The 22,483-nt window shown below is 72.6% G+C and carries 26 protein-coding genes; 7 read left to right on the top strand and 19 right to left on the bottom strand.

Translation table 11 applies throughout. From position 1 onward, the window contains the following. Positions 1-57 precede the first annotated feature (57 nt). The 6 genes from ACI2K4_RS27845 to ACI2K4_RS27820 form a co-directional block, all read right to left on the bottom strand. A complete protein-coding gene (locus tag ACI2K4_RS27845; protein WP_404515560.1) occupies positions 58-330 on the bottom strand; it encodes a DUF4235 domain-containing protein in 273 nt (90 codons plus the stop codon). After that, positions 327-677 (bottom strand): DUF3618 domain-containing protein, encoded by a 351-nt coding sequence (locus tag ACI2K4_RS27840; protein WP_404515558.1) that lies wholly within the window; start codon positions 675-677, stop codon positions 327-329. The genes ACI2K4_RS27845 and ACI2K4_RS27840 overlap by 4 nt, the downstream gene beginning before the upstream one ends. Then, a complete protein-coding gene (locus ACI2K4_RS27835; RefSeq protein WP_404515556.1) occupies positions 674-1,108 on the bottom strand; it encodes a phage holin family protein in 435 nt (144 codons plus the stop codon). The genes ACI2K4_RS27840 and ACI2K4_RS27835 overlap by 4 nt, the downstream gene beginning before the upstream one ends. A gap of 165 nt (positions 1,109-1,273) precedes the next feature. Then, positions 1,274-2,503, bottom strand: a complete 1,230-nt coding sequence (locus ACI2K4_RS27830) for a mechanosensitive ion channel family protein (protein WP_404515554.1) — start codon at positions 2,501-2,503, stop codon at positions 1,274-1,276. 218 nt (positions 2,504-2,721) lie between these two features. Next, complete coding sequence (locus ACI2K4_RS27825) at positions 2,722-3,555, bottom strand: DUF1206 domain-containing protein (protein ID WP_404515552.1); 834 nt, start codon at positions 3,553-3,555, stop codon at positions 2,722-2,724. Positions 3,556-3,722: 167 nt separating this feature from the next. After that, positions 3,723-4,052 carry a hypothetical protein gene (locus ACI2K4_RS27820; RefSeq protein WP_404515550.1) on the bottom strand — a complete coding sequence of 110 codons (330 nt, stop codon included), beginning with the start codon at positions 4,050-4,052 and terminating at the stop codon, positions 3,723-3,725. Positions 4,053-4,152: 100 nt separating this feature from the next. Here ACI2K4_RS27820 and ACI2K4_RS27815 point away from each other — a divergent pair, with 100 nt between their 5' ends. After that, on the top strand, positions 4,153-5,382 hold the full coding sequence (locus ACI2K4_RS27815; RefSeq protein ID WP_404515548.1) for a cysteine desulfurase-like protein: 1,230 nt from the start codon (positions 4,153-4,155) through the stop codon (positions 5,380-5,382). Positions 5,383-5,480: 98 nt separating this feature from the next. On the opposite strand, the gene ACI2K4_RS27810 is transcribed toward ACI2K4_RS27815, so the two are convergent. Together ACI2K4_RS27810 and ACI2K4_RS27805 are read right to left on the bottom strand one after the other, a co-directional pair. Next, entirely contained in the window at positions 5,481-6,260 is a 780-nt protein-coding gene (locus tag ACI2K4_RS27810) for a DUF6042 family protein (RefSeq protein ID WP_404515546.1), read from the bottom strand. Between the two features lie 108 nt (positions 6,261-6,368). Then, positions 6,369-7,907: a glycoside hydrolase family 3 protein gene (locus tag ACI2K4_RS27805; RefSeq protein ID WP_404515544.1), complete on the bottom strand. Its 1,539-nt coding sequence runs from the start codon at positions 7,905-7,907 to the stop codon at positions 6,369-6,371. A gap of 149 nt (positions 7,908-8,056) precedes the next feature. Here ACI2K4_RS27805 and ACI2K4_RS27800 point away from each other — a divergent pair, with 149 nt between their 5' ends. The 3 genes from ACI2K4_RS27800 to ACI2K4_RS27790 all read left to right on the top strand — a co-directional run bounded on the left by ACI2K4_RS27800 (position 8,057) and on the right by ACI2K4_RS27790 (position 10,747). Then, positions 8,057-8,191, top strand: coding sequence for a hypothetical protein (locus ACI2K4_RS27800; RefSeq protein ID WP_404515542.1), 135 nt, complete (start codon positions 8,057-8,059; stop codon positions 8,189-8,191). Positions 8,192-8,356: 165 nt separating this feature from the next. Further along, on the top strand, positions 8,357-8,860 hold the full coding sequence (locus tag ACI2K4_RS27795; RefSeq protein ID WP_404515540.1) for a hypothetical protein: 504 nt from the start codon (positions 8,357-8,359) through the stop codon (positions 8,858-8,860). Between the two features lie 60 nt (positions 8,861-8,920). Further along, positions 8,921-10,747 (top strand): protein kinase, encoded by a 1,827-nt coding sequence (locus ACI2K4_RS27790; RefSeq protein ID WP_404515538.1) that lies wholly within the window; start codon positions 8,921-8,923, stop codon positions 10,745-10,747. Positions 10,748-10,842: 95 nt separating this feature from the next. Here the strand turns inward: ACI2K4_RS27790 and ACI2K4_RS27785 are convergent, their stop codons facing one another. Beyond that, the gene (locus ACI2K4_RS27785; protein ID WP_404515536.1) at positions 10,843-11,871 is read right to left on the bottom strand and encodes a hypothetical protein; all 1,029 of its coding nucleotides are present in this window, start codon (positions 11,869-11,871) and stop codon (positions 10,843-10,845) included. Positions 11,872-11,970: 99 nt separating this feature from the next. Here ACI2K4_RS27785 and ACI2K4_RS27780 point away from each other — a divergent pair, with 99 nt between their 5' ends. Continuing rightward, the gene (locus ACI2K4_RS27780; RefSeq protein ID WP_404515534.1) at positions 11,971-12,858 is read left to right on the top strand and encodes an alpha/beta fold hydrolase; all 888 of its coding nucleotides are present in this window, start codon (positions 11,971-11,973) and stop codon (positions 12,856-12,858) included. Positions 12,859-12,891: 33 nt separating this feature from the next. Here the strand turns inward: ACI2K4_RS27780 and ACI2K4_RS27775 are convergent, their stop codons facing one another. The 5 genes from ACI2K4_RS27775 to ACI2K4_RS27755 are packed head-to-tail and all read right to left on the bottom strand — an operon-like array spanning position 12,892 to position 16,864. Then, positions 12,892-13,509, bottom strand: coding sequence for a hypothetical protein (locus tag ACI2K4_RS27775; RefSeq protein WP_404515532.1), 618 nt, complete (start codon positions 13,507-13,509; stop codon positions 12,892-12,894). After that, positions 13,506-14,705 (bottom strand): hypothetical protein, encoded by a 1,200-nt coding sequence (locus ACI2K4_RS27770; protein ID WP_404515681.1) that lies wholly within the window; start codon positions 14,703-14,705, stop codon positions 13,506-13,508. Before ACI2K4_RS27770 ends, ACI2K4_RS27775 begins: the two co-directional genes overlap by 4 nt. A gap of 56 nt (positions 14,706-14,761) precedes the next feature. Then, complete coding sequence (locus tag ACI2K4_RS27765; protein WP_404515530.1) at positions 14,762-15,514, bottom strand: ABC transporter ATP-binding protein; 753 nt, start codon at positions 15,512-15,514, stop codon at positions 14,762-14,764. Then, positions 15,511-16,299, bottom strand: coding sequence for a zf-HC2 domain-containing protein (locus ACI2K4_RS27760; RefSeq protein ID WP_404515529.1), 789 nt, complete (start codon positions 16,297-16,299; stop codon positions 15,511-15,513). The genes ACI2K4_RS27765 and ACI2K4_RS27760 overlap by 4 nt, the downstream gene beginning before the upstream one ends. A gap of 31 nt (positions 16,300-16,330) precedes the next feature. After that, positions 16,331-16,864 carry an RNA polymerase sigma factor gene (locus tag ACI2K4_RS27755; RefSeq protein WP_404515527.1) on the bottom strand — a complete coding sequence of 178 codons (534 nt, stop codon included), beginning with the start codon at positions 16,862-16,864 and terminating at the stop codon, positions 16,331-16,333. Positions 16,865-16,982: 118 nt separating this feature from the next. Here ACI2K4_RS27755 and ACI2K4_RS27750 point away from each other — a divergent pair, with 118 nt between their 5' ends. Further along, complete coding sequence (locus ACI2K4_RS27750; RefSeq protein ID WP_404515526.1) at positions 16,983-18,023, top strand: phosphotransferase; 1,041 nt, start codon at positions 16,983-16,985, stop codon at positions 18,021-18,023. A 59-nt stretch (positions 18,024-18,082) separates the two neighbouring features. Here the strand turns inward: ACI2K4_RS27750 and ACI2K4_RS27745 are convergent, their stop codons facing one another. Beyond that, positions 18,083-18,388, bottom strand: coding sequence for a putative quinol monooxygenase (locus ACI2K4_RS27745; RefSeq protein ID WP_404515525.1), 306 nt, complete (start codon positions 18,386-18,388; stop codon positions 18,083-18,085). Positions 18,389-18,482: 94 nt separating this feature from the next. Between ACI2K4_RS27745 and ACI2K4_RS27740 the strand changes: the two genes are divergently transcribed. Next, a complete protein-coding gene (locus ACI2K4_RS27740) occupies positions 18,483-19,028 on the top strand; it encodes a winged helix-turn-helix transcriptional regulator (protein WP_404515524.1) in 546 nt (181 codons plus the stop codon). Positions 19,029-19,038: 10 nt separating this feature from the next. Here the strand turns inward: ACI2K4_RS27740 and ACI2K4_RS27735 are convergent, their stop codons facing one another. From ACI2K4_RS27735 to ACI2K4_RS27720, 4 genes are all read right to left on the bottom strand, one after another. Further along, the gene (locus ACI2K4_RS27735; protein WP_404515523.1) at positions 19,039-20,079 is read right to left on the bottom strand and encodes a hypothetical protein; all 1,041 of its coding nucleotides are present in this window, start codon (positions 20,077-20,079) and stop codon (positions 19,039-19,041) included. A 32-nt stretch (positions 20,080-20,111) separates the two neighbouring features. After that, a complete protein-coding gene (locus tag ACI2K4_RS27730) occupies positions 20,112-20,669 on the bottom strand; it encodes an SMI1/KNR4 family protein (RefSeq protein WP_404515521.1) in 558 nt (185 codons plus the stop codon). Positions 20,670-21,472: 803 nt separating this feature from the next. Then, complete coding sequence (locus ACI2K4_RS27725) at positions 21,473-21,664, bottom strand: DUF397 domain-containing protein (RefSeq protein ID WP_404515520.1); 192 nt, start codon at positions 21,662-21,664, stop codon at positions 21,473-21,475. After that, positions 21,655-22,449: a Scr1 family TA system antitoxin-like transcriptional regulator gene (locus ACI2K4_RS27720; protein ID WP_404515519.1), complete on the bottom strand. Its 795-nt coding sequence runs from the start codon at positions 22,447-22,449 to the stop codon at positions 21,655-21,657. Before ACI2K4_RS27720 ends, ACI2K4_RS27725 begins: the two co-directional genes overlap by 10 nt. Positions 22,450-22,483 lie beyond the last annotated feature (34 nt).

Below are 22,483 nucleotides of genomic sequence, written 5' to 3'. Positions count from 1 at the left end.
CCGATACCGTCAGCGATCGGTGCCACGTTCGACGGAGAGTCGTGGCGGCGTAGCGGGTCACCGGGGCCAGCTACCGGTCATCCTCCGTACGCCCATCGCCCCGCCCCGGTCGACCGCGGCCCGGACCACCGCGAAGATCGCCCCCTGCAACGCGGCGGCGGCCAGGATCTCGCCCCAGCCCCGGTCCTCGTCGGTCGCGTCCGGCGCCTCGCCGTCGCCCGCGGTCACCTTCCAAACCTGCCGGAACAGGGCGCCGGCCAGTATGCCCGCGCCCATCCCGAGCAGCAGCCCGACCGGCTTGTACGCGGCCCGACCGAACCCGCTGCTCACCGCTGTCCCCGCCGCATCACCAGGACCACGACCGCGGCCGCCAGCGCCGCCACCGCCAGGGCTCCGGCGCCCCACGGCAGCGGCCGGCGGCGGACTGCCCGGTTCGCCCCGGCGACCGTGGACCGGACCTCGCCGACCCGCTCCCCCGCCTGCGCCCGGGCCTGGCCGGTGACGTGCGCGGCCTGACCGCGCAGCCGGCCGGTGACCTGACTGGCGGAACCCTTGATGCGCGCCTTCACGTCCGCCTTGTTGGCGAGTGCCTGGACCGTCTCGGCCAGTTCCGCCCGGGTCTGTCTAATCCCGTCCCGCAACGCTTCGTGGTCACCACTCCCATTACTCAGCGTCATTGTTGTCCCCTGTCCTTCACCGCTGCGGTGACCGTGTCGACATCGGCCCGCACGCTCCTGACCGCAGCGGTGGGTACCGGTGGCACCGCCCGGGTTACCTGCCGTTTACCGACGAGCGCGAGCAGTCCGGCCATGAGGAAGAGGGCTCCGGCGATGACCAGGGCCGCCGCCCACGCCGGCAGGACCACGTCAAGCGCCAGGATCGCGGTGACGACCAGCGCGCCGAGGCCGTAAAAGGCCAGTGCCCCGCCGCCGCCGAAGAGGCCGACACCGATGCCGGCGTGCTTGCCCTTCTGGGTGAGTTCGGCGCGGGCCAGCGCCAGCTCGTCGCGGACCAGCCTCGACACCTGCTCGGTCGCGCGTTGCACCAGCTCGGCGATCGACTGCTCGGCCACCGGCCGGGTTACCTTGCCGTCGCGCAGGTCGGCCATGGTGTCCTCCTATCCGCGTGCCCGACCTGTATGCCCCGACTTACCCCTGGTCAATCCTCGTCACCCCAACTTTCCCGCCCACCGCCCCCAGGAGTGAAGGAAGGGCCCCTTATTATCGGATTTGGTAGAGGAAGGGGCCCTTCCTAACGCTTGACCGGGCGGGCGTCACCGGTCGCGGGGGCTGATGTCGACGCCGTTGATCCGGCCGGCGTCTACCGGCTCGTCGGGGCCGACGAAGGTGTTGCTGCGGGCGTCGCCGTCGTCGCTGCCGCCGAACACCCGAGCGTCGTCCGGCGCCTCGGACGCCGGCACCGGGCCACCCCGGCGGCCGACCTGGACCCGCTGCCAGTCGAAGCCGCCCTTGGCGTCGCCGACCTCGGCCCGCGTACGCGGCAGGGCGATCGGCCGCTGGTCCCTGATCCAGCCGACCAGGTGTTCGCGTACCAGGCAGCGCAGGTCCCAGAGGCTCGGCGCGTCGGCGGCGCTGACCAGTGCGCGTACCCGGACCAGACCGCCGACGGCGTCGGTGACCTGGAGGACGCAGACCCGCCCGTCCCACAGCTCCGTACCCTCGACCAGCCGGCGCAACTCCTCGCGCATCGACTGGACCGGCACCGACCAGTCGACGTCGAACTCGGCCGTGCCGAGCACCGCCGCCCGGGTACGGGTCCAGTTCTGGAACGGCTTGCTGGTGAAGTACGAGGTGGGCAGGATCAGCCGCCGGTCGTCCCAGATCTGTACCACCACGTAGCTGAGGGTCAGCTCCTCGATCCGTCCCCACTCCCCCTCGACCACCACCACGTCGTCGAGGCGTACCGCGTCGCTGAAGGCGAGTTGCAGGCCGGCGAAGACGTTGCCGAGCACGGACTGGGCAGCGAGCGCGGCGACCACACCGATCACTCCGGCGGAGGCGAGCACACTGGCGCCGACACCGCGTACGTTCGGGAACGTCATCAGGCTGGCGCCGACCGCGAGCACCACGATCACCGCGATGGTGACCCGGCGCAGCATCACCACCTGGGTCTTGATCCGCCGGGCCTGCCGGTTGTCCGGTACGTCGGTCCGGAACCGGGCCAGCGCGGTGTCCTCGGCGGCCAGCAGGAGCGCGGCCACCAGCCAGGCGGCGCTGGCGATGATGCCCAGCACCAGCGCGTGCAGCAGGACCTCCCGCCACTGCGAGTGTCTCGCGTACCCGGTGCTGGCCCGGACGGCGAGTTGGACGGCGAGGACGGTGCCGGCGAACTGGAACGGGCGGTGTCCGTGCTCCGACAGTTCGATCAGCAGTAGTGACCGCCGGCCCAGCCAGTGCAGGGTGCGGTAGAGCACCTCGGCCACGAGCAGGGCGATGGCCGCGGCGCCCAGCGCGGCGGCGATCGTCTCGGCGTATTCCGGCACAACGTTCTCCCCTGGGCCTGAGCCGGGCTTCGCGTACAGGCGACCGGTGGGCTCCACGCAGCGCTGACCGGTGCCCCGGGCCGGTCGGCGACGTCGCGCCGACCAGCGGGGGAACACCGGTCAGGTGGATCGGGAGCCCTCAGCCTTCGAGCAGGTGCGGTAGCCTCAGCTTTTGAGCATTTGCAGTAGATTGCCCAAAATAACCATTTACTCCCTGGTTAAACCTTGCGGTAGCGGGCCTGCAAGAAGCAGTAGGCGCCGAACGCGGCGATGCCGAGCGCGACCAGCGAGAGCAGCAGGGTGCCGTAGGACTGCTCGCGCAGGGTGTGCAGCGCGGCGTCCAGCCCACGGGCCCGGTCCGGGTCGTACGTGACGGCGGCCGTCACCAGCAGCAGCCCGGCGATGCCGTACGCGACGCCCTTGGCGCTGTAGCCGGCGACACCGAGCCGACGGCTCAGGGTCCGGGTCGCCGGGCTCATCTCCCCGGTCATCAGGTGCTTCTCGAACTTCTTCTTCGCCCCGTAGACCACCAGCCCGATGCCGAGCGCGGCGAGGGCGATCCCGGCCAGCCCGACCAGCCAGCGCCCGCCGGACGAGGCCATCAGCTCCTCGGTCAGCGCCTGCTGCTTGTCCGCACTCGAGGAGTTGGCGTGGTTGAAGACCTGGTACGCGGTCCAGGCGAAGTAGAGGTAGACCAGTGTCCGGCCGGCGGAGGCGAGCCGTTCGAGGGTCCGCTCCCTGCCCCGGTCCTCGGTGTGCCCGATCGCCGCCTCGAACGCCTGCCAGATGGCCATGGCGAGCAGGCCGATCGCGATCGCGATCACCAGGAAGGTGCCCAGTGGCTGTTCGGCCAGGGTGCGCAGGGCGCCGGACTGGTCACCGTCGTCGGCCGGTCGGCCGAACGCGATCTGCAACGCCAGCCAGGCGAAGAGGAGGTGGACAATGCCGTAGCCGACGAATCCGGCCCGGGCCAGGGCGGCCAGGGCGGGGCTGTTCGCGGCGCGGGACGCGGCTCGGGAGGCGGTGGCTTCGGCACCGCGGGTCATCGACATGCGCTGTCTTTGACCGGACGACATGATTCCCAAACGTCGACCGAGACCGCGCGCAACCAGCTCGGGGACGGCGGACGGTCGCAACCGGGCCAGGGACGCGGGGCCGGTGGCGGCCGGGACGCGACCCGACCGCCACCGTACGTCCGCGACTCCCTGACCGTCGAGGGTCAGTTACGGCCGATCCGCACCACGACCTGGCTGTCGGTGATGCTCTGCACGGTCACCGCCATCCCGCCGACCTCGGCGGCCTGCTGCTCCGTGGTGAGGGTGAGCTGCTCACCGGCGACGTCGATGGTCACCTGGTCGCCCTCGGCCTTGACCAGCTTGGCGTCGACGCCGAAGATCGAGGCGCTCGCCTCGACCCCCCGGTCGAAGGTGACCGTGCACTGGTCGATTCCACAGTCGGTTTCGGCGCCCTCGGAGCTACAGCCGGCGAGCAGTGCGGCACCGAGAGCCAGGCCAGCGGCGAGACCGGCGATTCGTCGGACATTCGTCATTCTGGGATACCTGCGGGGGCTATTCACCCCACCAAGGGTACGGGCGCGGTGCGACCCAACTCATTCCCCGTCTTGATCGCCGACCGGTTATCGTGCCGACATGCCGTACGACATCGCCCGGGTCCGGGCCGCCTACCCCGCCCTCGCCGAGGGATACCTGCACTTCGACGGGGCCGGGGGCAGCCAGGTCGCCGCCGGGGTCGCCGACGCGGTGGCGGAGACCATGCGCACCGCGGTGGCGAACCGGAGCACCGCCTTCGTACCCGGGCAGCGGGCGTACCGGCTGGTGACCGAGGCGCGGGAGGCCGTCGCCGACCTGGTCGGCGGGGTGCCCGAGGGGGTGGTGTTCGGACCGAGCGCGACCGCGCTGACGTACACCGTGACCCGGGCGGTGGCGCGGAGCTGGCGCCCCGGCGACGAGGTGGTGCTCTCCCAGCTCGACCACGACTCGAACGTCCGCCCGTGGGTGCAGGCTGCCGAGGGCGCGGGCGCGACCGTACGCTGGGCCCGGTTCGACCCGGACAGCGGCGAACTCCCCACCGACCAGTACGCCGACCTGGTCACCGAGCGGACCCGGCTGGTCGCGGTCACCGGCGGCAGCAACGCGATCGGCACCATCCCGGACGTGCCGGCGATCGCCAAGCTGGCCCACGCGGCCGGCGCCCTGGTCTACGTCGACGGTGTGCACGCGGCCCCGCACGCCCCGACCGACCTGGCCGAACTCGGCGCCGACTTCTTCGTGACCAGCGCCTACAAGTGGTCCGGCCCGCACCTGGCCGCGGTGGTCGCCGCCCCGGGCGTCTGGGAGCCGCTGCGACCGGCGAAGCTGATCCCGTCGCCGGACGGCGTGCCGGAGCGGTTCGAGTTCGGCACCCCGAGCTTCGCCGGGCTGGCGGGCGTACGCGCCGCCGTCGACCACCTGGCCGACCTGGGCCGGTTGGCCGGGCTGGCGGACACCCCCGCCGACGACCGCCGGGCCCGGCTACGGTCCAGCCTGGAGGCGGTACGGGCGTACGAGGAGTCGGTCTTCGACCGGCTGCTGACCGGGTTGGCCGCGCTGCCCTCGGTGACCGTCTACGGCTCGCCCCGGCACCGTTGGCCCACGGTCTCGTTCCGGGTCGCCGGGCAGGCCCCCGCCGAGACGGCGGCGGCCCTCGGGGCGCTCGACATCTGCGTCTCCTCCGGCGACTACTACGCCTACGAGTACTTCCAGGCGATGGGTCTGCGCGACACCGGCGGCGCGGTACGGGCCAGTGTCTACCACTACAACACGGTGGACGAGGTGGACCGGCTCCTCGGCGAGTTGGAGCGGCTGAGCCCGCGCGGCTGAGCGGGGCCGGCTGAGCGGGGCCGGCTGAGCGGGGCCGGCTGAGCGGGGCCGGACGGCACTCGAACGACGGGACCCGGGCGGCGCGACAGACGGCCGGGTCAGACGGCGTGCTCCGGGGCGGGTAGCTCGTCGAACGGAAATCGCAACCGGAAGTCGGGCCAGGGCACGGTGAGACGTACCCGTTGGTCCCGGTCCCGCCAGTCCAGGCCGAGGTCGGCGATCTCGCCCAGGTCCGCGAGCGCCACCCTGGTCTGCTCCGCCGGCAGGTTGGTCAGCTCGGCCAGTCCGTCCAGCGTGGTGGCGACCACCCGGCGCCGCCAGCGGCGCCGGGTGCGCAGGGCCAGCCGACGGATCGCGATGGCGACCAGGACCGCCCGGTCGTCGCGCTGGGCGCGGGCCTCCAGTTGCCGCTCCTCGAACGAGAGCGGCAGCACGTCCATCGGGTCCCGGTCGAGCAGCGGGCGCACCCAGGGGTCGTCGGTGGTGTCCCGGTGGTCGAGGTCGAACAGGCCGAACCCGGCCAGGCAGGCCAGCAGTTCGCTGACGGTGTGCGGCACCGGCAGGTCGCGACGACGGCACATCTCGCCGAACAGCTCGATCCGCGCGCCGCGTACCTCGACCATCCAGTCGTAGTGCTCGCGCGCGTGCAACTCGGCGTGGACGGCCTCCCGGCGCGGGTGCCGGTGCCGGGACCGCTCGACCCAGTCCTCCACGTCACCGGGATCGCACCAGAGAGCGTCCTCCCAGGGCACGAGGCCGTTCCAGGCCGAACGGCGGAACGGCACCGGATCGGGGACGACGGTCAGGTAGACAAAGGAGCAGGGGAGCCAGCGGATCCAGGACGGCATCATCGCGGCCCGCTGCCAGCGGGGGGTCACCGGACGGAGGATACCGCGACTCGACGTGAAGGTGGGGGCACCCTTCGTGAGGATTGGATCAGTTCCGTTATGGACCGACACCAATCGCCCGAAGGGCTGTCCGTCCTCTCAGGAACGACCGACGGCCGCATCGGCACGACCCGCGAGCAGTTCGGCGGCGGCCCGCGCGCCGGCCCGGGTGGCACCGAAGGTGGCCAGGTGGACCCGGCCGGTGACCGTCTCCGGCACCCCCAGTTCCACCACCACGGCATCGGGGCGTACCGCGAGCACGCCGGCCACGGTCGCCGCCATCCACTCGTGCCGGTGCAGGTCCCGGACCACCAGCACCAGCGGTCGGCCCGCCGCCGGGGCGAGCAGCGACGGCGGCACCGGGTCGCCCGGGGACAGTTCCTCGGCGGTCAACCGGACCGTGGTCGTGCCGGGTAGCAGCGCGGTCAGCGGCTCGCCGATTCCCCACGGCGTCTCCGCCCCGATGGCGATGTTGCGCGGCGGCGCGAACTCCACCACGTGCGCCGGTCCGGCCAGGGGCAGCGGTACGGCATCCGGCGTCGTGGTCAGCCTGAGCGCCCGCCGAGCGGCGGCCAAACCGACCGCCGAACCGTCCGGGCCGGTCCCGGGCCACGGCGGCTGCTCGGCCCGGGTGGCGGTGGTCCAGGCGGCAAGCTGCGCCACCCGCTTCGCGGCCTCGACCAGCCGCTCCTCGGGCAGTTCGCCGCTGATCACCGCCGCGACGACGGCGTCCCGCAGCCGGCGGGCGGTCTCCTCGTCGGCGTGGTCGCCGCCGACACAGATCGCGTCCACCCCGCTGGCCAGTGCCCGTACGGCGACCGCCTCCAGACCGTACCGGTCGGCGACCGCGCGCATCTCGATCCCGTCGGTGATCACCACGCCCTGGAAGCCGAGTTCCTCGCGGAGCAGTCCGTTGAGCACCCGGTGGCTCAGGGTCGCCGGCCACTCCTCGTCGATCGCCGGGACCAGCAGGTGCCCGGTCATGATCGCCTGCACCCCGGCGTCGATCGCGGCCCGGAACGGCGGCAGTTCGACCAGTTCGAGCCGGGCCCGACTGGCGTCGATCCGGGGTACGTCGACGTGCGAGTCGACGCTGGTGTCGCCGTGTCCGGGGAAGTGCTTGGCGCAGGCGGCGACACCGGCCCTCTGGAGGCCGCGTACCCAGGCGGCGGTCTGGCGGGCCACCAGGTCGGACTCGGCCCCGAAGGCGCGTACGCCGATGACCGGGTTGTCCGGGTTGGAGTTGACGTCGGCGACCGGCGCGTAGTTGAGGGTGATGCCGGCGGCGGCGAGTTCGGCGCCGAGGTCCCGGGCCACCCGCTCGGTCAACTCCGGGTCGTCGATCGCGCCGAGGGCGAGGTTGCCCGGACGGGAACTGCCGGTACGCGACTCGAACCGGGTGACGTCGCCGGCCTCCTCGTCGATCGCCACCAGCACGTCCGGTCGCTCGGCGCGCAGCGCGGCGGTCAGCGCCGAGACCTGTTCGGCGTCGCGCACGTTACGGGCGAAGAGCGCGACGCCGCCGAGCCCTTCTCCGAGCCAGCGGCGCACCCAGTCCGGCGGGGCCTCGCTTCCCTCGAAACCCGGCTGGAGAACCGCCGAGGCCAGGATCGACAGGCTGCCCGTCGCTGTGCTCATCAGGCCGTGTACCCCCGCTATGTCCACAGTGAACACACGCCGGTCCGGTCGCGGCGCGTGCTGTCATGGTCACACCGGCCCCGGAAATAGTCAATAAACCTTTCTATTAGCGGGATGCGCCGTTCCGGCGGTAGTACGACAATGCTCGGATGGGTCAGATTCCGTTCGCCGCCGAAGACACGAGCTGGTACGACGTTCCCGGCGTACGGCTGCTCGGCGCCGTACTGGGCACACTGCTGCTGATCGCGGCGATCCGCTCGATGTTCGGCCGGGGTGGCCGCTGACCCGATCACTCGGCGGGGCACGCCGCTTCGGCGGGGCACGCCGCTTCCGAGCCGGCCGACCCGACCTGTTCTAACCTGTCACCTGATCCGAATCCGTCCGGTACGCGACCGATGTCGCCCGCCGGACGCTTACATACTGATCGACGTACGCGAAAGGGGCATGCCGTGACGGACCAACCGGTATTCACCGAGTTCGGGTTCTCCGACGACGAATGGGGTCTGCTCGTCGGCCTGCCGCAGGCGGTGCTCACCGCGGCGAGCGCGGCCGAGTCGAACGGGGCCCGCCGCACCCGGAACGAGAACGCCGCCGGGCTGGAGACGATCTCCGCCGGCCGGGAGTCCGCCAGCCCGCTGGTCGCCGCGGTGGCCGGAGAGGTGATCGCCCGGACCGGCGACCCCGAGGCCGGCGAGGAGTTGCCGGTGATCGAGCCCGAGGACCCGCAGGCGTTGATCGACGACGTGCTGCGCCGGGCCAGGAGCGCCGCGGGCCTGCTCGCGGGTCGGGTGCACGAGGGCGAGGTCGGCGCGTACGAGCACTGGCTGGTCGAGATCGCCGACCAGGTGGTCTCGGCGGCGCCCAGCGGGGGCATCCTCGGCCTCGGCGGCGAGGCGGTCAGCGCCGCCGAGCGCCGGTTCCGGGACCGGTTGGCCGAGGTGCTCAACGACTGATCCGCGAATTTTCCCCACATCCAGGTGTGGCCGCCCCGCCATCGGGCAAAGAAGGCGCTCATGGGTGGGGCGGAGAAGCACGGCACGGAGTTGCTCGGCGGCCGGTACCGGTTGGTCGAGCGACTCGGTGCCGGCGGCATGTCGGTGGTCTGGCGCGGCTACGACGAGGTGCTCGGGCGCCAGGTGGCGGTGAAGGTGCTCGCCTCCCGGCTGGCCGACGACCGCGCCTTCCGACGCCAGATCCGGGTGGAGGCGCAGGCCGCCGCTCGTCTGGTCCACCCGCACATCACCGGTGTCTACGACTACGGCGAATCGGTCACCGACGGGCTCACCGTGCCGTACGTGGTGATGGAACTCGTCGACGGCGACTCACTGGCCAGCCGCCTCGCGGGTGAGCAGCGCCTGCCCTGGCGGCAGGCGGTGACCGTGGTCGCCGAGGTCGCCGCCGCCCTCGCCGCCGCACACGCCCGGGGCGTGGTGCACCGGGACGTGACCCCGGGCAACGTGATGCTGACCGACTCGGGTGTCAAGGTGGTCGACTTCGGCATCTCGGCCCTGACCGGCGAGAACGACACCGGCCCCGACGGGCGGCTGCTCGGCACCCCGGCCTACTGCGCACCGGAACGACTCGAAGGCGGGCAGGTGTCGCCCGCGACCGACGTCTACGCGGTCGGCCTGCTGCTCTACCGCGCCCTGACCGGGCGGCTGCCGTGGCGGGCGAGCACCAGCACCGAGATGCTCCGGGCGCACGTGTACCGCCCACCGGCACCGATGCCGCCGGTCTTCGGCCTGCCCGACGAGGTGGTCGAGCTCTGTGCGCGCTGTCTGGAGAAGGTGCCGGGACGGCGGCCGAACAGCGCCGAGGTGGCGCGTACCCTCGCCGAGGCGGTCGGCATCGCGTCGACCCTGCCGGTCTCCCCCGCACCGGCCGGTGCCGGTTCGACCGCCGACCTGGCCGGCGCGGGCACCACCATCCTGCCGTGGGCACCCGACACCGACGCGTTGCCGCTGCCGCGCCGTACCGCCGGTCGCCGGGTCGGTTGGCCGTTCGCCGGCCGGCGGCGTGGCTCCACCGGCGCCGAGCACGGGCCCGGCTCGGCGATCAGCGACCGGCGGCGGGGCCGGGCGGGACTCTGGCGCGCCCTGCGACGCCGTCCCGGCGGCCGGGCACTCGGTCTGGGCCTGGTCGCCGTGGCGGGGCTGGCCTGGGCCGCCACCTCACTCACCCCGGTCGGCGGGACCGACGGGCCGCTGCGCGCCGAGGCGGCGGCTCCGACCACGGCCGGCTGCGAGATCGGGTACGTGCTGCGCGCCGACACCGGCCGCGCGTTCGAGGCCGACGTGACCGTACGGAACACCGGTGACCAGCCGGTACGTGACTGGGCGCTCGCCTTCGACTTTCCCGCCGACCAGACCGTCACGAACGCCGCCCCGGCGACCTGGCAGCAGCGGGATCGCGGGGTGGTGCTGCGACCCGCCCCCGGTGGCACCGACCTGCCCCCCGGCGCCGCCGCCACGCTCCGGCTCGGTGGCACGTACGCCGGCACCAATCCCCTCCCGGTCCAGTTCCGCCTCGACGAGTCGGTCTGCGCGGCCCAGGTCTCCGGCGTCGCCGGCAAGCCACCGGCCGTCGCCGCGACCGGGACCGGGACCGGGACCGGGACCGGGACCTCCGGGCAACAGGGCACCAGCAAGCAGGACAGCCGACCCGGGTCCCCGCCGGGCAAGCCGGCACCCGGCCCGGGACCGGCACGGGTCTCCCCACCCGACCAGAAGAAAATCGCGCCGCCCGAGCCGAAGAGGCCCGACAAGCACAGCCACGGCAACGAGGACGAAGGCGACGAGGAGGAGGACGAGGAAGACGAGGACGGCGACGACGAGGAGTGAGCGCCGGGCGGGATGTGCCCGGCGCAGGTGACCGGCGGGTGGTGACCGTGACGCTCACCCGCGCGGGTGACCATCGCGCTCGCCCGCCTGGCTGGTCAGCCGCCGTCGTGTCGGTCCGCCCAGCGCTGCCAGGCGTCCAGGCCGATCCGCCGGTCGTCGGCCCAGGCACGCTGCGCGTCCACGCTGGACACGTTCGGCTCGCCGCTCGCGGTCACCCAGACGATCTCGTCGATCGCCCGTCTCCGTAGCCCGTCCCGCTCCCACCAGGCCGCGCTCTCCTGGAGATCGCCGACCTGACCGACCATCGCGGTGACGGCGTCGCGGGCGTCGGCGGTCTCCTGGTCCCGCAACTGCCGCTGCCGGCGGATCGCCGCCTCCCACCGCACCCCCCAGTCGGCGGGAAGTGGGCCGGTGGGACGGTTCTGGGCCATCCTCGCCGCGTGCTCGGCCCGGCACGCCATCGTCATCTCCAGCAGGCCGTGGTGGGCCCAGAGCGGTCGGTCGTGGTCCGGTCCGGTCAACGGCTCCGGTCCCGGCCGACCGGTGCCGCGCATCGCCGCCAGAGCGACCCGTGTCCGGCGGGCCGCGTACGAGCCGAGGTCGGTGAGACGGACCAGGCCGGGCAGGGTCACCACTCCCCGCCCGGTGACCGTGACCACCACGTCGGGCAGGACGAGGCGCCAGGCGACGTACTCGTCCACCCGCTGGACCAGCGCGGAGACCGGTGCGGTGTCCACGGTGACGTCGACCGGGCGGGCGCGCGGCGCGTCGGGCAACCCGTCGGCCCGGGGCGCCGGCAGCACCCCGGGCACCGGATAGTCCCGCCCGTTCTCCGCGAACATCGACGCCAGCAGCCAGTCCAGCGACTGCGGCGACTCTCCCGTACGCACCTGGGTCTCCACCAGCGACCAGGTCTCGTCGGTACGCAGGCCGTACCCGATCTGGACCGACACCACCTCGCCGTCGCGCCGCGACCAGCCGGCAAGCCAGCCGGACTCCACCGAGTCGGCCAGCCCGTAGACCGGCCAGCCGGGCAGGGCCAGGTCAAGCTCGGCCCGTTGCCGCTCGGCGGCCTCACGCAACGCCCCCACCCAGCCGGTCTCCTCCGGCCCGACAAAGTCCATGGCCCATTGTCTCGACCGCCGACCGTCCAAACCAGCCGGACCAGCCGGACCAGCCGTGGAGCGGGGTTGACGGCGGTCCGGGCGGGGAACAGTGCCGGGATGTTCGAGGACTTCGACCAGCATTTCATCGACGTCGGCGGCGTCACGCTGCGGGTACGCGTCGGTGGTTCCGGACCGCCGGTGGTGCTGTTGCACGGCCACCCGCGTACCCACACCACCTGGCACCGGGTGGCGCCGCTGCTGGTCGCGGCCGGGCACACGGTGGTCTGCCCCGACCTGCGCGGCTACGGCCGTTCCTCGAAACCGACCACCACCGCCGACCACGCGCCCTATTCCAAGCGGGCGATGGCCGGCGACGTGCTGGTGCTGATGCGCCGGCTGGGGCACGACCGGTTCGCCGTGGTCGGGCACGACCGGGGCAGCTACGTCGCGACCCGGTTGGCGCTGGACGCGCCCGAGGCGGTGACCGGGCTCGCCGCGCTCGACTGCGTACCGATCGGCGAGGCCCTGGCCCGGGCCGGGGCGCGGTTTGCGTCCGCCTGGTGGCACTGGTTCTTCTTCGCCCAGCCGGAGAAGCCGGAGCGGGCGATCCTGGCCGACCCGGACGCCTGGTACGGCGGCGACCCGGATCGGATGGGGGCGGAGAACCACGCCGACTACCGGGCGGCGATCAACGACCCGACCACCGTCCGGGCCATGTTGGAGGACTACCGTGCCGGCCTCGGGGTCGACCGCGCGGCCGACGACGCCGACCGGGCCGCCGGCCGGCGGGTCGACTGCCCGACCCTGGTCCTCTGGTCCACCCGGGACGACCTGGAGCACCTGTACGGCGACGTGCTCGCGGTCTGGCGGGACTGGGCGCGCGACCCGCGCGGCGGGCCGATCGAGAGCGGACACCACATGGCCGAGGAGGCGCCGGAACAGCTCGCCGGCGCGCTGGTCCCGTTCCTGGCCACACTCCCGCCAGCCGGCGACCGTCGGAGCTAGCCCGGCTGGCGGAACCGGATCACGCAGGACGGGCTACCGGACGGGCTGGCCGACGCGGGCGCCCCGCCGCAGGTAGACGGCGACGCCCACGGTGAACAGGACGGCGGCGGCGAGCCAGGAGGTCACCACCGTGGAGGGCGCGACCGGCCAGGCCCACCACCCGGTCGCCCCGCCGAAGTCGCGCGGGGTCGCGCCGTAGACGGCGCAGACCCAGCCGAACGCCGGCAACCAGGCCAGGCGCGCGCCGAGCAGGACGGCCGCCCCGGCGACCAGCCCGACCCCGGCGAGGGTGTTGCGGACCAGGGCGTACGCCCCGTAGACCTCGGGTGCGTGCAGGCCGGTCAGGCTGAGCGTCCCGCCGATCAGCAGTACGGCGACCAGCACGTGCCCGGCCCGCCAGGTACGCCACGGCAGTGGCGTGGTGCGTTCCAGTTCCTCGTCGGCGCCGCCGAGCGTCGACCCGAGCAGCAGCGCGCCGAGCAGCGGGGCGAGCGCGACGACCGGCACCCGGGCGGCGGGTCCGTCGAAGTACGGCCGGCTGGCCAGCCACGACGCGCCGGCCCAGGCGAGCAGCGCGACGACCCCGACCCCGAACACGAACGCCGGACCACCCCGGGCCCGCAGGTGCAACCGGAGCAGGCGCCCACTCACAGCTCACCCAACAGTCGGGTCATGCCCGCCGCGTCGCAACGCCGGGAGACGTCGAGGAACGCGCCGAACCAGGCCCGCTGCCGGTCGGGCGGGAGCGCGCGCAACCGGTCCACCGGCACGTCGTAGAACGGCTTGTCGTCGAGCAGCCAGGCGAGAGCGAGGTCGCGGCTGGCGTACACCTGCTGGTCGCGAACGTCGCACTGCTCGTAGATCACCTGCCGGGCGTCGCCCCGCAGGTGGTCTACATTGGACAGTCCGCCCGTCGCGGTGGCCTGGAAGTCGAGGTTGAGCCAGAGTGTGCCGTCGGCCGGGTCGTACGACTGCTCCGGCGCTTTCATGGCGTAGTCCGAGGCCCGGACCGGCGCGCCGGGAATCCCCTCGATCCGCCGCAGCACCGGCTGGATCACCGCCGCCGCGTCGTCGAGCAGGAAACCGTTGATCCGGGCCACGCAGACCTGCGGACCGTCGGTGGTGCAGACCGCCCGGGTCGCGGCCGGGTCCGGCGGGAGGTTCCGCAGGCGCGGACCGGCACCGAACACGATCGGGGCCGCCGCCGCGACGGCGATCACCCCGGCCAGCAGTGCGGCCCGGCGCAGTCGGGCCGCGAGGGCGAGCAGGGCGCCGGTCAGCGCCAGCAGCCAGAGTGCCTGCCAGAGGTGCAGCACCCCGGGCACGAGCAGGTAGGTCGACCACCCGGTGTAGAGCGGGGACAACCAGGCCACGCCGGTCTGCTCGAAGTAGGTGACGACGGCGAGTCCGACGTAGGTGGCAAGACCGGCGACCGGAGCGGCGGCCCGCAGCGGGACCAGACGGCCGACGAGCACCCCGAACGCGGTCGCGGTCCAGAGCGCCAGCACACCCACGGCCAGGGTCCACCACCAGCCGCCTCCGGCGTACGTGGCGATCCGGCCGACCAGCACCGCCGCCGCGGCGAACGCGACCAGCAGCCCGAGGGTGCCGGCGAGTGACACCGCCACCCAGGCGACCAGCAGTGGCTGCCAGCCGGGGCGGGGCACCGAACCGAGCAGTTCGCCCATTCCGCGTCGCCGCTCGCGGCCCACCTGCCAGGCCCCGGCCGCCACCATCAGCGCGCACAGGACCAGCAGTGACACCCGCAGGTAGGCGGCGAGTCCGGCCCACCGGCCGCCCCAGTCGTCCGGGTGGACCGCCAGCATCCACACCCCGGCGACGAACATGACCACGGCGGCGGCCGGTGCCGTACCCCGGCGCAGTTCCACCCGCAGCGGCCGGCTCACGACCGCACCGCCCGGGAACCGCGCAGCACGGCGGTGTAACCCCGCTCGATCGGCGAGTCGCCGCTGCCGCCGTCGGCCCCGGCCGCGCCGAGTTCGTCCGGGCTGCCGGTGAAGATCAACCGGCCGGCGTCGACCAGGCTGACCCGGGTGCAGGCGCTGGCGACGTCCTCGACCAGATGCGTGCTGACCAGTACGCACGCGTCCACCCCCAGCTCGCGCAGGAGTTCCCGGAAGTCGACCCGCTGTTCCGGGTCCAGCCCGGCGGTCGGCTCGTCCAGCAGCAGCACCCGCGGGTCGTTGACGATCGCCTGGGCGATGCCGGCGCGGCGCAGCATCCCGCCGGAGAGGTTCTTCATCCGGTCGTCGGCCCGGTCGAGCAGCCCGACCCGCTCCAGCGCCCGGTCCACGGCGAGCGGGACCGTGGCCGGTGGCAGCTCCTTGAGCCAGGCGAGGTACTCGACGAACTCCCGTACGGTGAAACGCGGGTAGTAGCCGAACGTCTGGGGCAGGTAGCCCAACTGTCGACGGATCCGGCGCAACGCGACCTGGTCGGCGCTGTCCTCGCCGAGCAGTCGTACCCGGCCCTGGTCCGGGCGTACGACGGTGGCCAGCACCCGCATCAGCGTGGTCTTGCCGGCACCGTTCGGTCCGAGCAGACCGTGTACGCCCCGCTCCAGCTCAAGATCCAGCCCGTCGAGCACGACCCGTCTGCCGAAACTGACCCGTAGCCCGTCGACGCTGACCGTCATCGTGGCACCCCTCTTCCCAACCGATCCCTACGTACGAACAGCAGTGCGGTGGCCACGGCGGTGACCAGGAGCCAGCCGGGGCCGGTAGCCGGCTCGACCAGCGCCGCGTGATTGACGGGTGCGAACACCAGCACCACCCAGGCGACCGCCACCAGCAGCGCCGCCCGCCCCGTCTCCATCAGCGCGCCGAGTCCGAGGGTCAGCGCGGTCAGTCCGAGGCAGGGCAGCAGCCACATCGCCGGTACGCCGATGCCGGTGACCGCGCCCGCGACAAGCGCCACCGGGACCGTCACGGTCAGCACGGACAGCGCCCGCCAGAGGATGATCCGCAGCCCGCCGTACGGGCTCGACGCGACCAGCTCGTGCAGCGGATCGGTCGACGGGCCGTACGAGGCGGCGATGCCGAGCACCGGCAGCACCGGTGCGATCAGCAGGAGCAGCCACGGCCGGACCAGCAGCGGGTACGCCGCCAGGGCGAGCGTGAGCCCCAGGGTGATCACCACCGAGAGCAGCCAGCCGGTACGGGCCGCCGGGCCGGCACCGACCAACACCAGCAGGCGGCGGCTCCGGGTCCCCGCCCGGACCCGCCCCCGGGCCGGCAGGTCGCCCCGCAGGCTGGCCGCGACCTCGGCGACCAGCGCGCCGGTCGGTTCGTCCAGGGTGAGCCGGTCCCGGCAGGCGACGCAGCGGGTGAGGTGCGCCTCGACCGACCAGGCGTCGGAGTCGGCGAGCCGGTCCGCCTGGTAGGCCCGGAGCACGACCTCGTCGAGGTGGAAGTCGCTCATGACAACGCGCCTCTCTCGGCGCGGAAGTCGCTCATGACAGTGCCTCTCGCAGTTCGCGGCGGGCCCGCATGGCCCGGGTCTTGACCGTGCCCTCGGGAACCCCGAGCAGCAGCGCCGCCTCCCGTACCGTCAGTCCGTCCAGCACGGTCGCCTGGAGCACCGCCCGCAGTTCGGGGGAAAGCCGACGCAGCGCCCGTTCCAACCGCTCGTCGTACGCGCCCGCTATCGCCTCGTCCTCGGCCGAGGGCGACCAGGTGAGCAGGTCCTCGTCCGGCTCGGCGACCGTACGCGGACGGGCCAGTGCCCGGCGGGAGGCGTCGATCAGCCGCCGGGAGGCGACCGCCCAGAGCCAGCCGACCACCTCGCCGTCGCCTCGGTAACCGGCCGCCGCCCGCCAGACCGTCAGGAATGTCTCCTGCAACAGCTCGCTGACCAGTTCCGGGTCCCGGCAGCGGCGGCGCAGCCGCAACACCAGCCAGGGCGCGTTGCGCGCGTAGAACGCCTCGAACGCCCGCCGGTCCCCGCCGCCGATGAGGCGCAGCAGCTCCTCATCGCTCGCTTCCATCACGCAAGGTTAGGACGCAGCCGCGCGCAAAACGGTTCTCCCGGTCTCGGCGGACCGGGTCGGCCGGGCCCGGTCCCGCCGGCACCTGCGGCGACGCAAGCTGATCTAGGCTGGCCCGGTGCCGGAGCCCGTCGATGACCTGATCCGGCCCGGCTGGTCGGCGGAGCCGCTGGGTCACAATCCGTTCAACGCGGCCACCGGGGGCATCTGGCGGGTCCGGCGCGACACCGGCACCGCGATTCTCAAGATCGCGACCCCGGTACGCCGGGACGCCCACCCGCCGCACTGGGCGACCAGCGACGACCCGGCCCACTGGAACTACTGGCGCCGCGAGCCGCTCGCCTACCGGACCGGGCTGGCCACGCGGGCGTACGCCCCGGCCGGCATCCGCGCACCGGAGCTGATCGACTCGGTCGACCGCCCGGACGGCTCGGTGGCGCTCTGGCTGGAGGACGTCGACGGCCACCCCGGCACGCGGTGCTCACCGGAGCAGTTGGGCGACCTGGGCCACCGGCTCGGGGTGGCGCACGCCCGGTGGCTCGGGCGGGCACCCGAGCAGGAGTGGCTGTCCCGGGACTGGCTGCGCGCGTACACCATCTCGCGACCGGCGCCGCAGGCCCTGGCGTGGGATCACCCGGTGGTGACGCGGACCTGGCCGGTGGAGCTGCGCGACGGGCTCCGGGCGCTCTGGGAGCGGCGGTACGACGTGCTCGCCGCCACCGACGAGCTGCCCCGGACGCTGAGCCACCACGACGTGTGGCCGATGAACGTGATCGTCGACCGCGCCGGCCCGGTGCTCTTCGACTGGAGTTTTGTCGGGCCGGGCCCGATCGGCGAGGACGCCGCCAACCTGATCTTGGACACGTTCTTCGACGGGCTGGTCGGGGTCGACCTGCTCGACCAGGTGGCGGACGCCGTCCTCGCCGGTTACCAGCGCGGCCTCGCTGCGGCCGTGGACCCGGCGACCGTACGCCGGGCGGTGCTGCTCTGCGCCGCCGCGAAGTACTTCTGGCTCGCCCCGGGCATGATCGGCAAGCTGGCCCGGCGCGGCACCGAGCGCGTCGAGTCCTACGACACCCGGGATGATTTGGCGATCTTTGCCGGCCGGCGCCAGGTGCTCAAACTCCTGGTGCGCTGGTTCCGGCTCGCCCTGGACTGAGCGCCCCGGGCTCGACCGGAGGGCGCCCCGGGCTCGACCGGAGCCGGCTCGGGCGCGGTTCAGGCGGTGATCTCGTCGCCGACGCGGTTGCCCTTCATCAGCCAGTTCGGGCCTTCGGCGTACGTGCTCGCCTCGGCGAAGAACGCGCCGAAGTAGGGGCCGTTGGCGTGCGCGTTGAACGCGTCGGCGTTCGCGTAGACCTCGTTCAGGTAGAAGACGTTCGGGTCCTGCTCGTCCGCGAGGACCTCGAAGCGGTGGGAGCCGGGTTCGTTGGCGACGGAGTCACGGCCGGTCTTCTTGGCCAGCCGGACAAAATCGTCCCGGTGGTCCGGCTGGACGGTGAAGGAAACAAGAAACTGGTACATCTGACGGCCTCCTCAAGGGCAGTTCAGTCACCGAACTGCCTCACCGTAACACCGGCTTAGTTCACTGAACGAACTGGCGCGGTAGAGTTGTCGCATGGCCCTCCCCAGCACGTACGCGGACCGCAACTGCTCGCTGGCAAGATCCCTGGAGGTGGTCGGCGAGCGGTGGACGCTTTTGATCATCCGCGACGCGTTCTACGGGGTACGCCGCTTCGGGGACTTCGCGACCCAACTCGGCATTCCCCGCGCGGTCCTGACCAGCCGACTGAAGTCCCTGGTCCAAGAGGGGGTGTTCGCTCGCGACGACAGTGCCGGAGCAGGTGTCGAATATCGGCTGACCGACAAGGGCATCGCGCTGTGGCCGACCGTACGCGCGCTGATGAGCTGGGGAGACACGTTCTACTCCCCGGCCGGCGTGAGACGCGCCCTCAGCCACGATCAGGACGGCGGCGTGCTCGACCACGAGGGGCGCTGCCAGGAGTGCGGTCTGGTCGTCCCGGTCCCGGAGACTCGGACCGGACCCGGACCAGGTTTCGAGCCGGAGCCGGACACCGATGCCGTGTCCAGCGCGATCAACACTCCCCGGCGACTGCTCGAACCGATCACACTGCCGCGCATACCCTCGGTAAGCGATCGCTAACTCGACACACCTACTGCTGGTTGAGCAGGAACGGGGTGTCCGGGCAGCGGAGGCAGGCGAAGATCCGCAGTGCACCCCAGCGGCCGACCTGGACACCGGTCGGCTCCTGTGCCTCGAACCGGCCGGGATCGCCCCAGTCCAGGTGCTGCTCCTCGATCGGGCGCCACCGGTCGCGCGTGCCGCCGTCGTACTCCTTCGAGTCGATGACCAGGAGCAGGTCGGTCGGCCCGGCGCAGTCCGGGCACGGCGTGGCGCCGAGGTCGGTGAGGCTCCAGTTGGCGTAGCCGCCGACCTTCCAGCCGGGCACCAGGAACAGGCCGACGTAGCCGGAACCGTCCCCCTGCCACGTGTCCAAACGGGCGCGGACATCGGGCGGCAACTCCTGCGGGAAGGGGTATTCGACCACCCGCTCCGGATGGAGCCGACACGGCTGGGGAAGGTAGTCCTCCTCGCCGACATCACCCTTCGGGGGCTCGGCCAGCAGGTCAACCACCTCGGACTCCCGCCGCCAGCGCAGGCGCACGGTCGGCCCCCAGACGTTCTCCCGCTCATGTTCGAACGGGCACCAGAGCACCTGCAACAGGTCCGCGCCGCCGGGTCGGGGCAGATCGGGGATGTCGTCGGCCCGCAACTGGGCCAGTGCCACCATCGGATTCGGCCGCGAGTGCGGTCGGGGACCGTGCCGGTAGCCGCCCGGCGGGCCGCCGTCGACCGCACCCCAGCCGGTGAAGCCGGGACCGACCAGGTCGGCGATCTCCTGGTGCAGCTCGGCCTCACCGTCGGCTAGCACGTGCGCGGACGTACGCCGGGCTTCGGCCGCCCGCATCCGGTCGAGCAGATCGGTCGGGATCGGCACCTCTTCCCGCACCATGTGCGGGTGGTCGCAGGTCGGCCAGGGTTCGTCCGCCGGCCACAGCAGCGGTCCCCCGATGTGACTCTGGTCGACGCCGACCTCGCCCCGACGAGGGTGGAGCCGGGTGGTGGTGCGACCGAGGGCGGCCAGCCCCGGCAGACGATCGAGCGCTTCCGGCGGCAGCGACGGCGTGATCACCGGTCGATCCTAAAGCGACGGTACGACGGTCATCAGGCGTCGAACCACGGCTTGCCGGCCGCCCAGTGCCCGACCCAGCCGGCAAACCCGCAATCGCCGGTGGTGGACCCGAAGCTGGCACCGAAGGGAACAGCACCCTCGCCGCTGATGAACCAGACCTGCCCCCGGTGCGGTCCCGTGACGACCAGGTGCCAGTACATGCCACACCCGTCGGTGCCCAGCACGATCGACCCGTCGTTGAAGACCTGCTCCAGCAACGTCTTGGTCTCCTCGGTCGGCCTCGGGTCGTCCTCCCACAGCCAGGCCGAGGTCAACGGGAAGGGACGGCTCAGCACCCGCTCCGGTCGGTCGTCGCCCCAGTCGTCGGGCAGCTCCGTCAGCCCGACCAGGCCGTACTCGGGTGGTCCGGCGTACGAACCGTCCGTGATCTCCGCGACGAAGGTGCGGTAGGGCTCGGGCAGGACGATGCCCTGCTCCGCCTCGAAGGCGCGTACGGCCTCCCAACCGAGGGCCGACTCCCCGTCGTCGTCCACGTCGAAAGCCGCACGGAGTGCGATGAGGTCTTCGGGCGCGGCGTGATCGGTAAGCACAGCAGTAGAGATAACACCCTGCGGATCCCGCCTGCACCGCCCCTCCGACAACGGCAGCGACTCCCACACCGCTGGTCGCCACACACCGGCGGGGGCCGTGTGCGACACCGGGGCTCGTGATGGCGCGGGGGCGCTACCGTCGCTTCGTAGATCGACAACAGTGTCGATGGTGGACCGGAGCGGGGATACGTGCAGATGAGGTACCGCGTCGTCGTCCTGATCGCCGCAGCAGTGACCGCGTCGGCCGTCCTGGTCGGCTGCGACGGGAGCGACGCGTGCGCCAAGCCCGGCGGCGGATCGAGCGGTGGTCGGTCGTCCAGTGGCGGATCGACCGGATCGAAGTCGACCGGCGGTGGGTCGAGCGGCAACCGCACGGTCCCGAAAGCTCCCGCTGGGCAGGTTGGGCAGCCGGGACAGCCCGGACAGGTCGGGCAGCCGGGGCAGCCTGGACAGGTCGGGCAGCCGGTGCAGAAGGTGCCCGGGAACGGGCCGGTGGGGAAACGGACCGGGTCGCACGAGAGCGGTTCCGGAGCCGGTCCCGTTGTCGTACGTGGCGGTGATGACGACGACGAGTGTGACTGAGACGGACCGCTCTGCCGGTCCGGCCCGGTCACAGCACCACTTGAGCCGCCGTGGCGGCGTCAGCGGCTACCCGATCCGTGGCTACTGAGCCCTGCCGTACCCGGCGTGTCACAGGCTTGAGCAGCCACCGATCGTTGAGGGCGCCGGACCGGCGGCGCGGCGGGGCGGCAGACGTGGACACCCCTTCTCACCGAGGATCGACCGGCCGGCTGGGACGGGCCCTAGCTTCGCTTGGCCAAGCTTACGAACGCCCGCCACGCGTCGGGGGCGAAGGTCAGCGTGCCACCGTCGCGGTTCTTCGTGTCCCGAACGAGGACGACGCCGGCCAGGTTGTCGGCGACCTCCACGCAGTCACCGCCCTGCCCGTTGCTGCGGGAGGACTTCCGCCAGCGTGGCGCGTCGATCAGCTCCATGATTCTGCTGCCTCCATGATCAGTTCGAGGGACTGGCGTCCGGGTAGAGCGTACTGGCGGACGGTCTCCCAGACCTCTTCCAGGTCCGCCACCCGGTCCGGGTCCTCGACCACCCGGCCGCCCAGCGGGTCGTCCAGGAATCCGACGGTCCGCCCGTCGACGGTGGCGAGCGCCAGCGGTCCGTTGAGCCCGGAATACGCACCCGCCGACGCCGGGATCACGGCGACGCTGACGGTGGGCCAGGAGCACGCCTGCACGATCGCGTGGAGTTGATCGGCCATCACCTTCGGCCCGCCCACGCATCGGCGCAGCACGGCCTCGTCGAGCACCGCGAACAGCCGGCACGGCTGCTCGTCCCGGCGCAGGACCCCGGCCCGCGCGATCCGGGTGGCGACCGCGTCCTCCACGTCCGGAACGCGCGTTCCGGCATCCCGGAGCAGGGCACGGGCGTACGCCTCGGTCTGGAGCAGCCCCGGGACCACCGCCAGTTGAAAGCTTCGGACCATCGTGGCGTGCTGCTCGTAGTCCAGCCATGACCTGATCCATGCCGAGCCGCCAGCCGACGCCCGCCCTTCGGCAGCGGACTCCTGGAACAGATCCCCGGAGTCGAACACGACGTCAAGCTGTCGTGCCGTGTCGGACTGCGGGATCAGTCGGTTGGTCTCGAACTTGGCGATGAGCGATGTCGAGACGTTCAGCCGGTCGGCAAGCTGATCCTGCGTCATGCCAGACCTGGAACGGGCGAACTTGAGGGTTCTTCCAAGTCCTCCGCTGTGAATCGACATTCCCAGTCCTTCCCGGGGCATGGTGGGGTCCGTC

The organism is Micromonospora sp. NPDC050397, assembly GCF_044901685.1.
Lineage (GTDB): Bacteria > Actinomycetota > Actinomycetes > Mycobacteriales > Micromonosporaceae > Micromonospora_G.
The sequence above is the reverse complement of the archived record's forward strand: the minus strand, read 5'-3'. Positions and strand labels throughout refer to the sequence as shown.

Coding starts and splice junctions, on each gene's coding strand:
- ACI2K4_RS27745 (WP_404515525.1), bottom strand. CDS start 18,388: ATGTACCAGTTTCTTGTTTCCTTCACCGTCCAGCCGGACCACCGGGAC.
- ACI2K4_RS27815 (WP_404515548.1), top strand. CDS start 4,153: ATGCCGTACGACATCGCCCGGGTCCGGGCCGCCTACCCCGCCCTCGCC.
- ACI2K4_RS27790 (WP_404515538.1), top strand. CDS start 8,921: ATGGGTGGGGCGGAGAAGCACGGCACGGAGTTGCTCGGCGGCCGGTAC.
- ACI2K4_RS27765 (WP_404515530.1), bottom strand. CDS start 15,514: ATGACGGTCAGCGTCGACGGGCTACGGGTCAGTTTCGGCAGACGGGTC.
- ACI2K4_RS27800 (WP_404515542.1), top strand. CDS start 8,057: ATGGGTCAGATTCCGTTCGCCGCCGAAGACACGAGCTGGTACGACGTT.
- ACI2K4_RS27770 (WP_404515681.1), bottom strand. CDS start 14,705: ATGTTCGTCGCCGGGGTGTGGATGCTGGCGGTCCACCCGGACGACTGG.
- ACI2K4_RS27760 (WP_404515529.1), bottom strand. CDS start 16,299: ATGAGCGACTTCCACCTCGACGAGGTCGTGCTCCGGGCCTACCAGGCG.
- ACI2K4_RS27840 (WP_404515558.1), bottom strand. CDS start 677: ATGACGCTGAGTAATGGGAGTGGTGACCACGAAGCGTTGCGGGACGGG.
- ACI2K4_RS27820 (WP_404515550.1), bottom strand. CDS start 4,052: ATGACGAATGTCCGACGAATCGCCGGTCTCGCCGCTGGCCTGGCTCTC.
- ACI2K4_RS27785 (WP_404515536.1), bottom strand. CDS start 11,871: ATGGACTTTGTCGGGCCGGAGGAGACCGGCTGGGTGGGGGCGTTGCGT.
- ACI2K4_RS27780 (WP_404515534.1), top strand. CDS start 11,971: ATGTTCGAGGACTTCGACCAGCATTTCATCGACGTCGGCGGCGTCACG.
- ACI2K4_RS27740 (WP_404515524.1), top strand. CDS start 18,483: ATGGCCCTCCCCAGCACGTACGCGGACCGCAACTGCTCGCTGGCAAGA.
- ACI2K4_RS27755 (WP_404515527.1), bottom strand. CDS start 16,864: ATGGAAGCGAGCGATGAGGAGCTGCTGCGCCTCATCGGCGGCGGGGAC.
- ACI2K4_RS27725 (WP_404515520.1), bottom strand. CDS start 21,664: ATGGAGCTGATCGACGCGCCACGCTGGCGGAAGTCCTCCCGCAGCAAC.
- ACI2K4_RS27720 (WP_404515519.1), bottom strand. CDS start 22,449: ATGTCGATTCACAGCGGAGGACTTGGAAGAACCCTCAAGTTCGCCCGT.
- ACI2K4_RS27805 (WP_404515544.1), bottom strand. CDS start 7,907: ATGAGCACAGCGACGGGCAGCCTGTCGATCCTGGCCTCGGCGGTTCTC.
- ACI2K4_RS27825 (WP_404515552.1), bottom strand. CDS start 3,555: ATGTCGATGACCCGCGGTGCCGAAGCCACCGCCTCCCGAGCCGCGTCC.
- ACI2K4_RS27835 (WP_404515556.1), bottom strand. CDS start 1,108: ATGGCCGACCTGCGCGACGGCAAGGTAACCCGGCCGGTGGCCGAGCAG.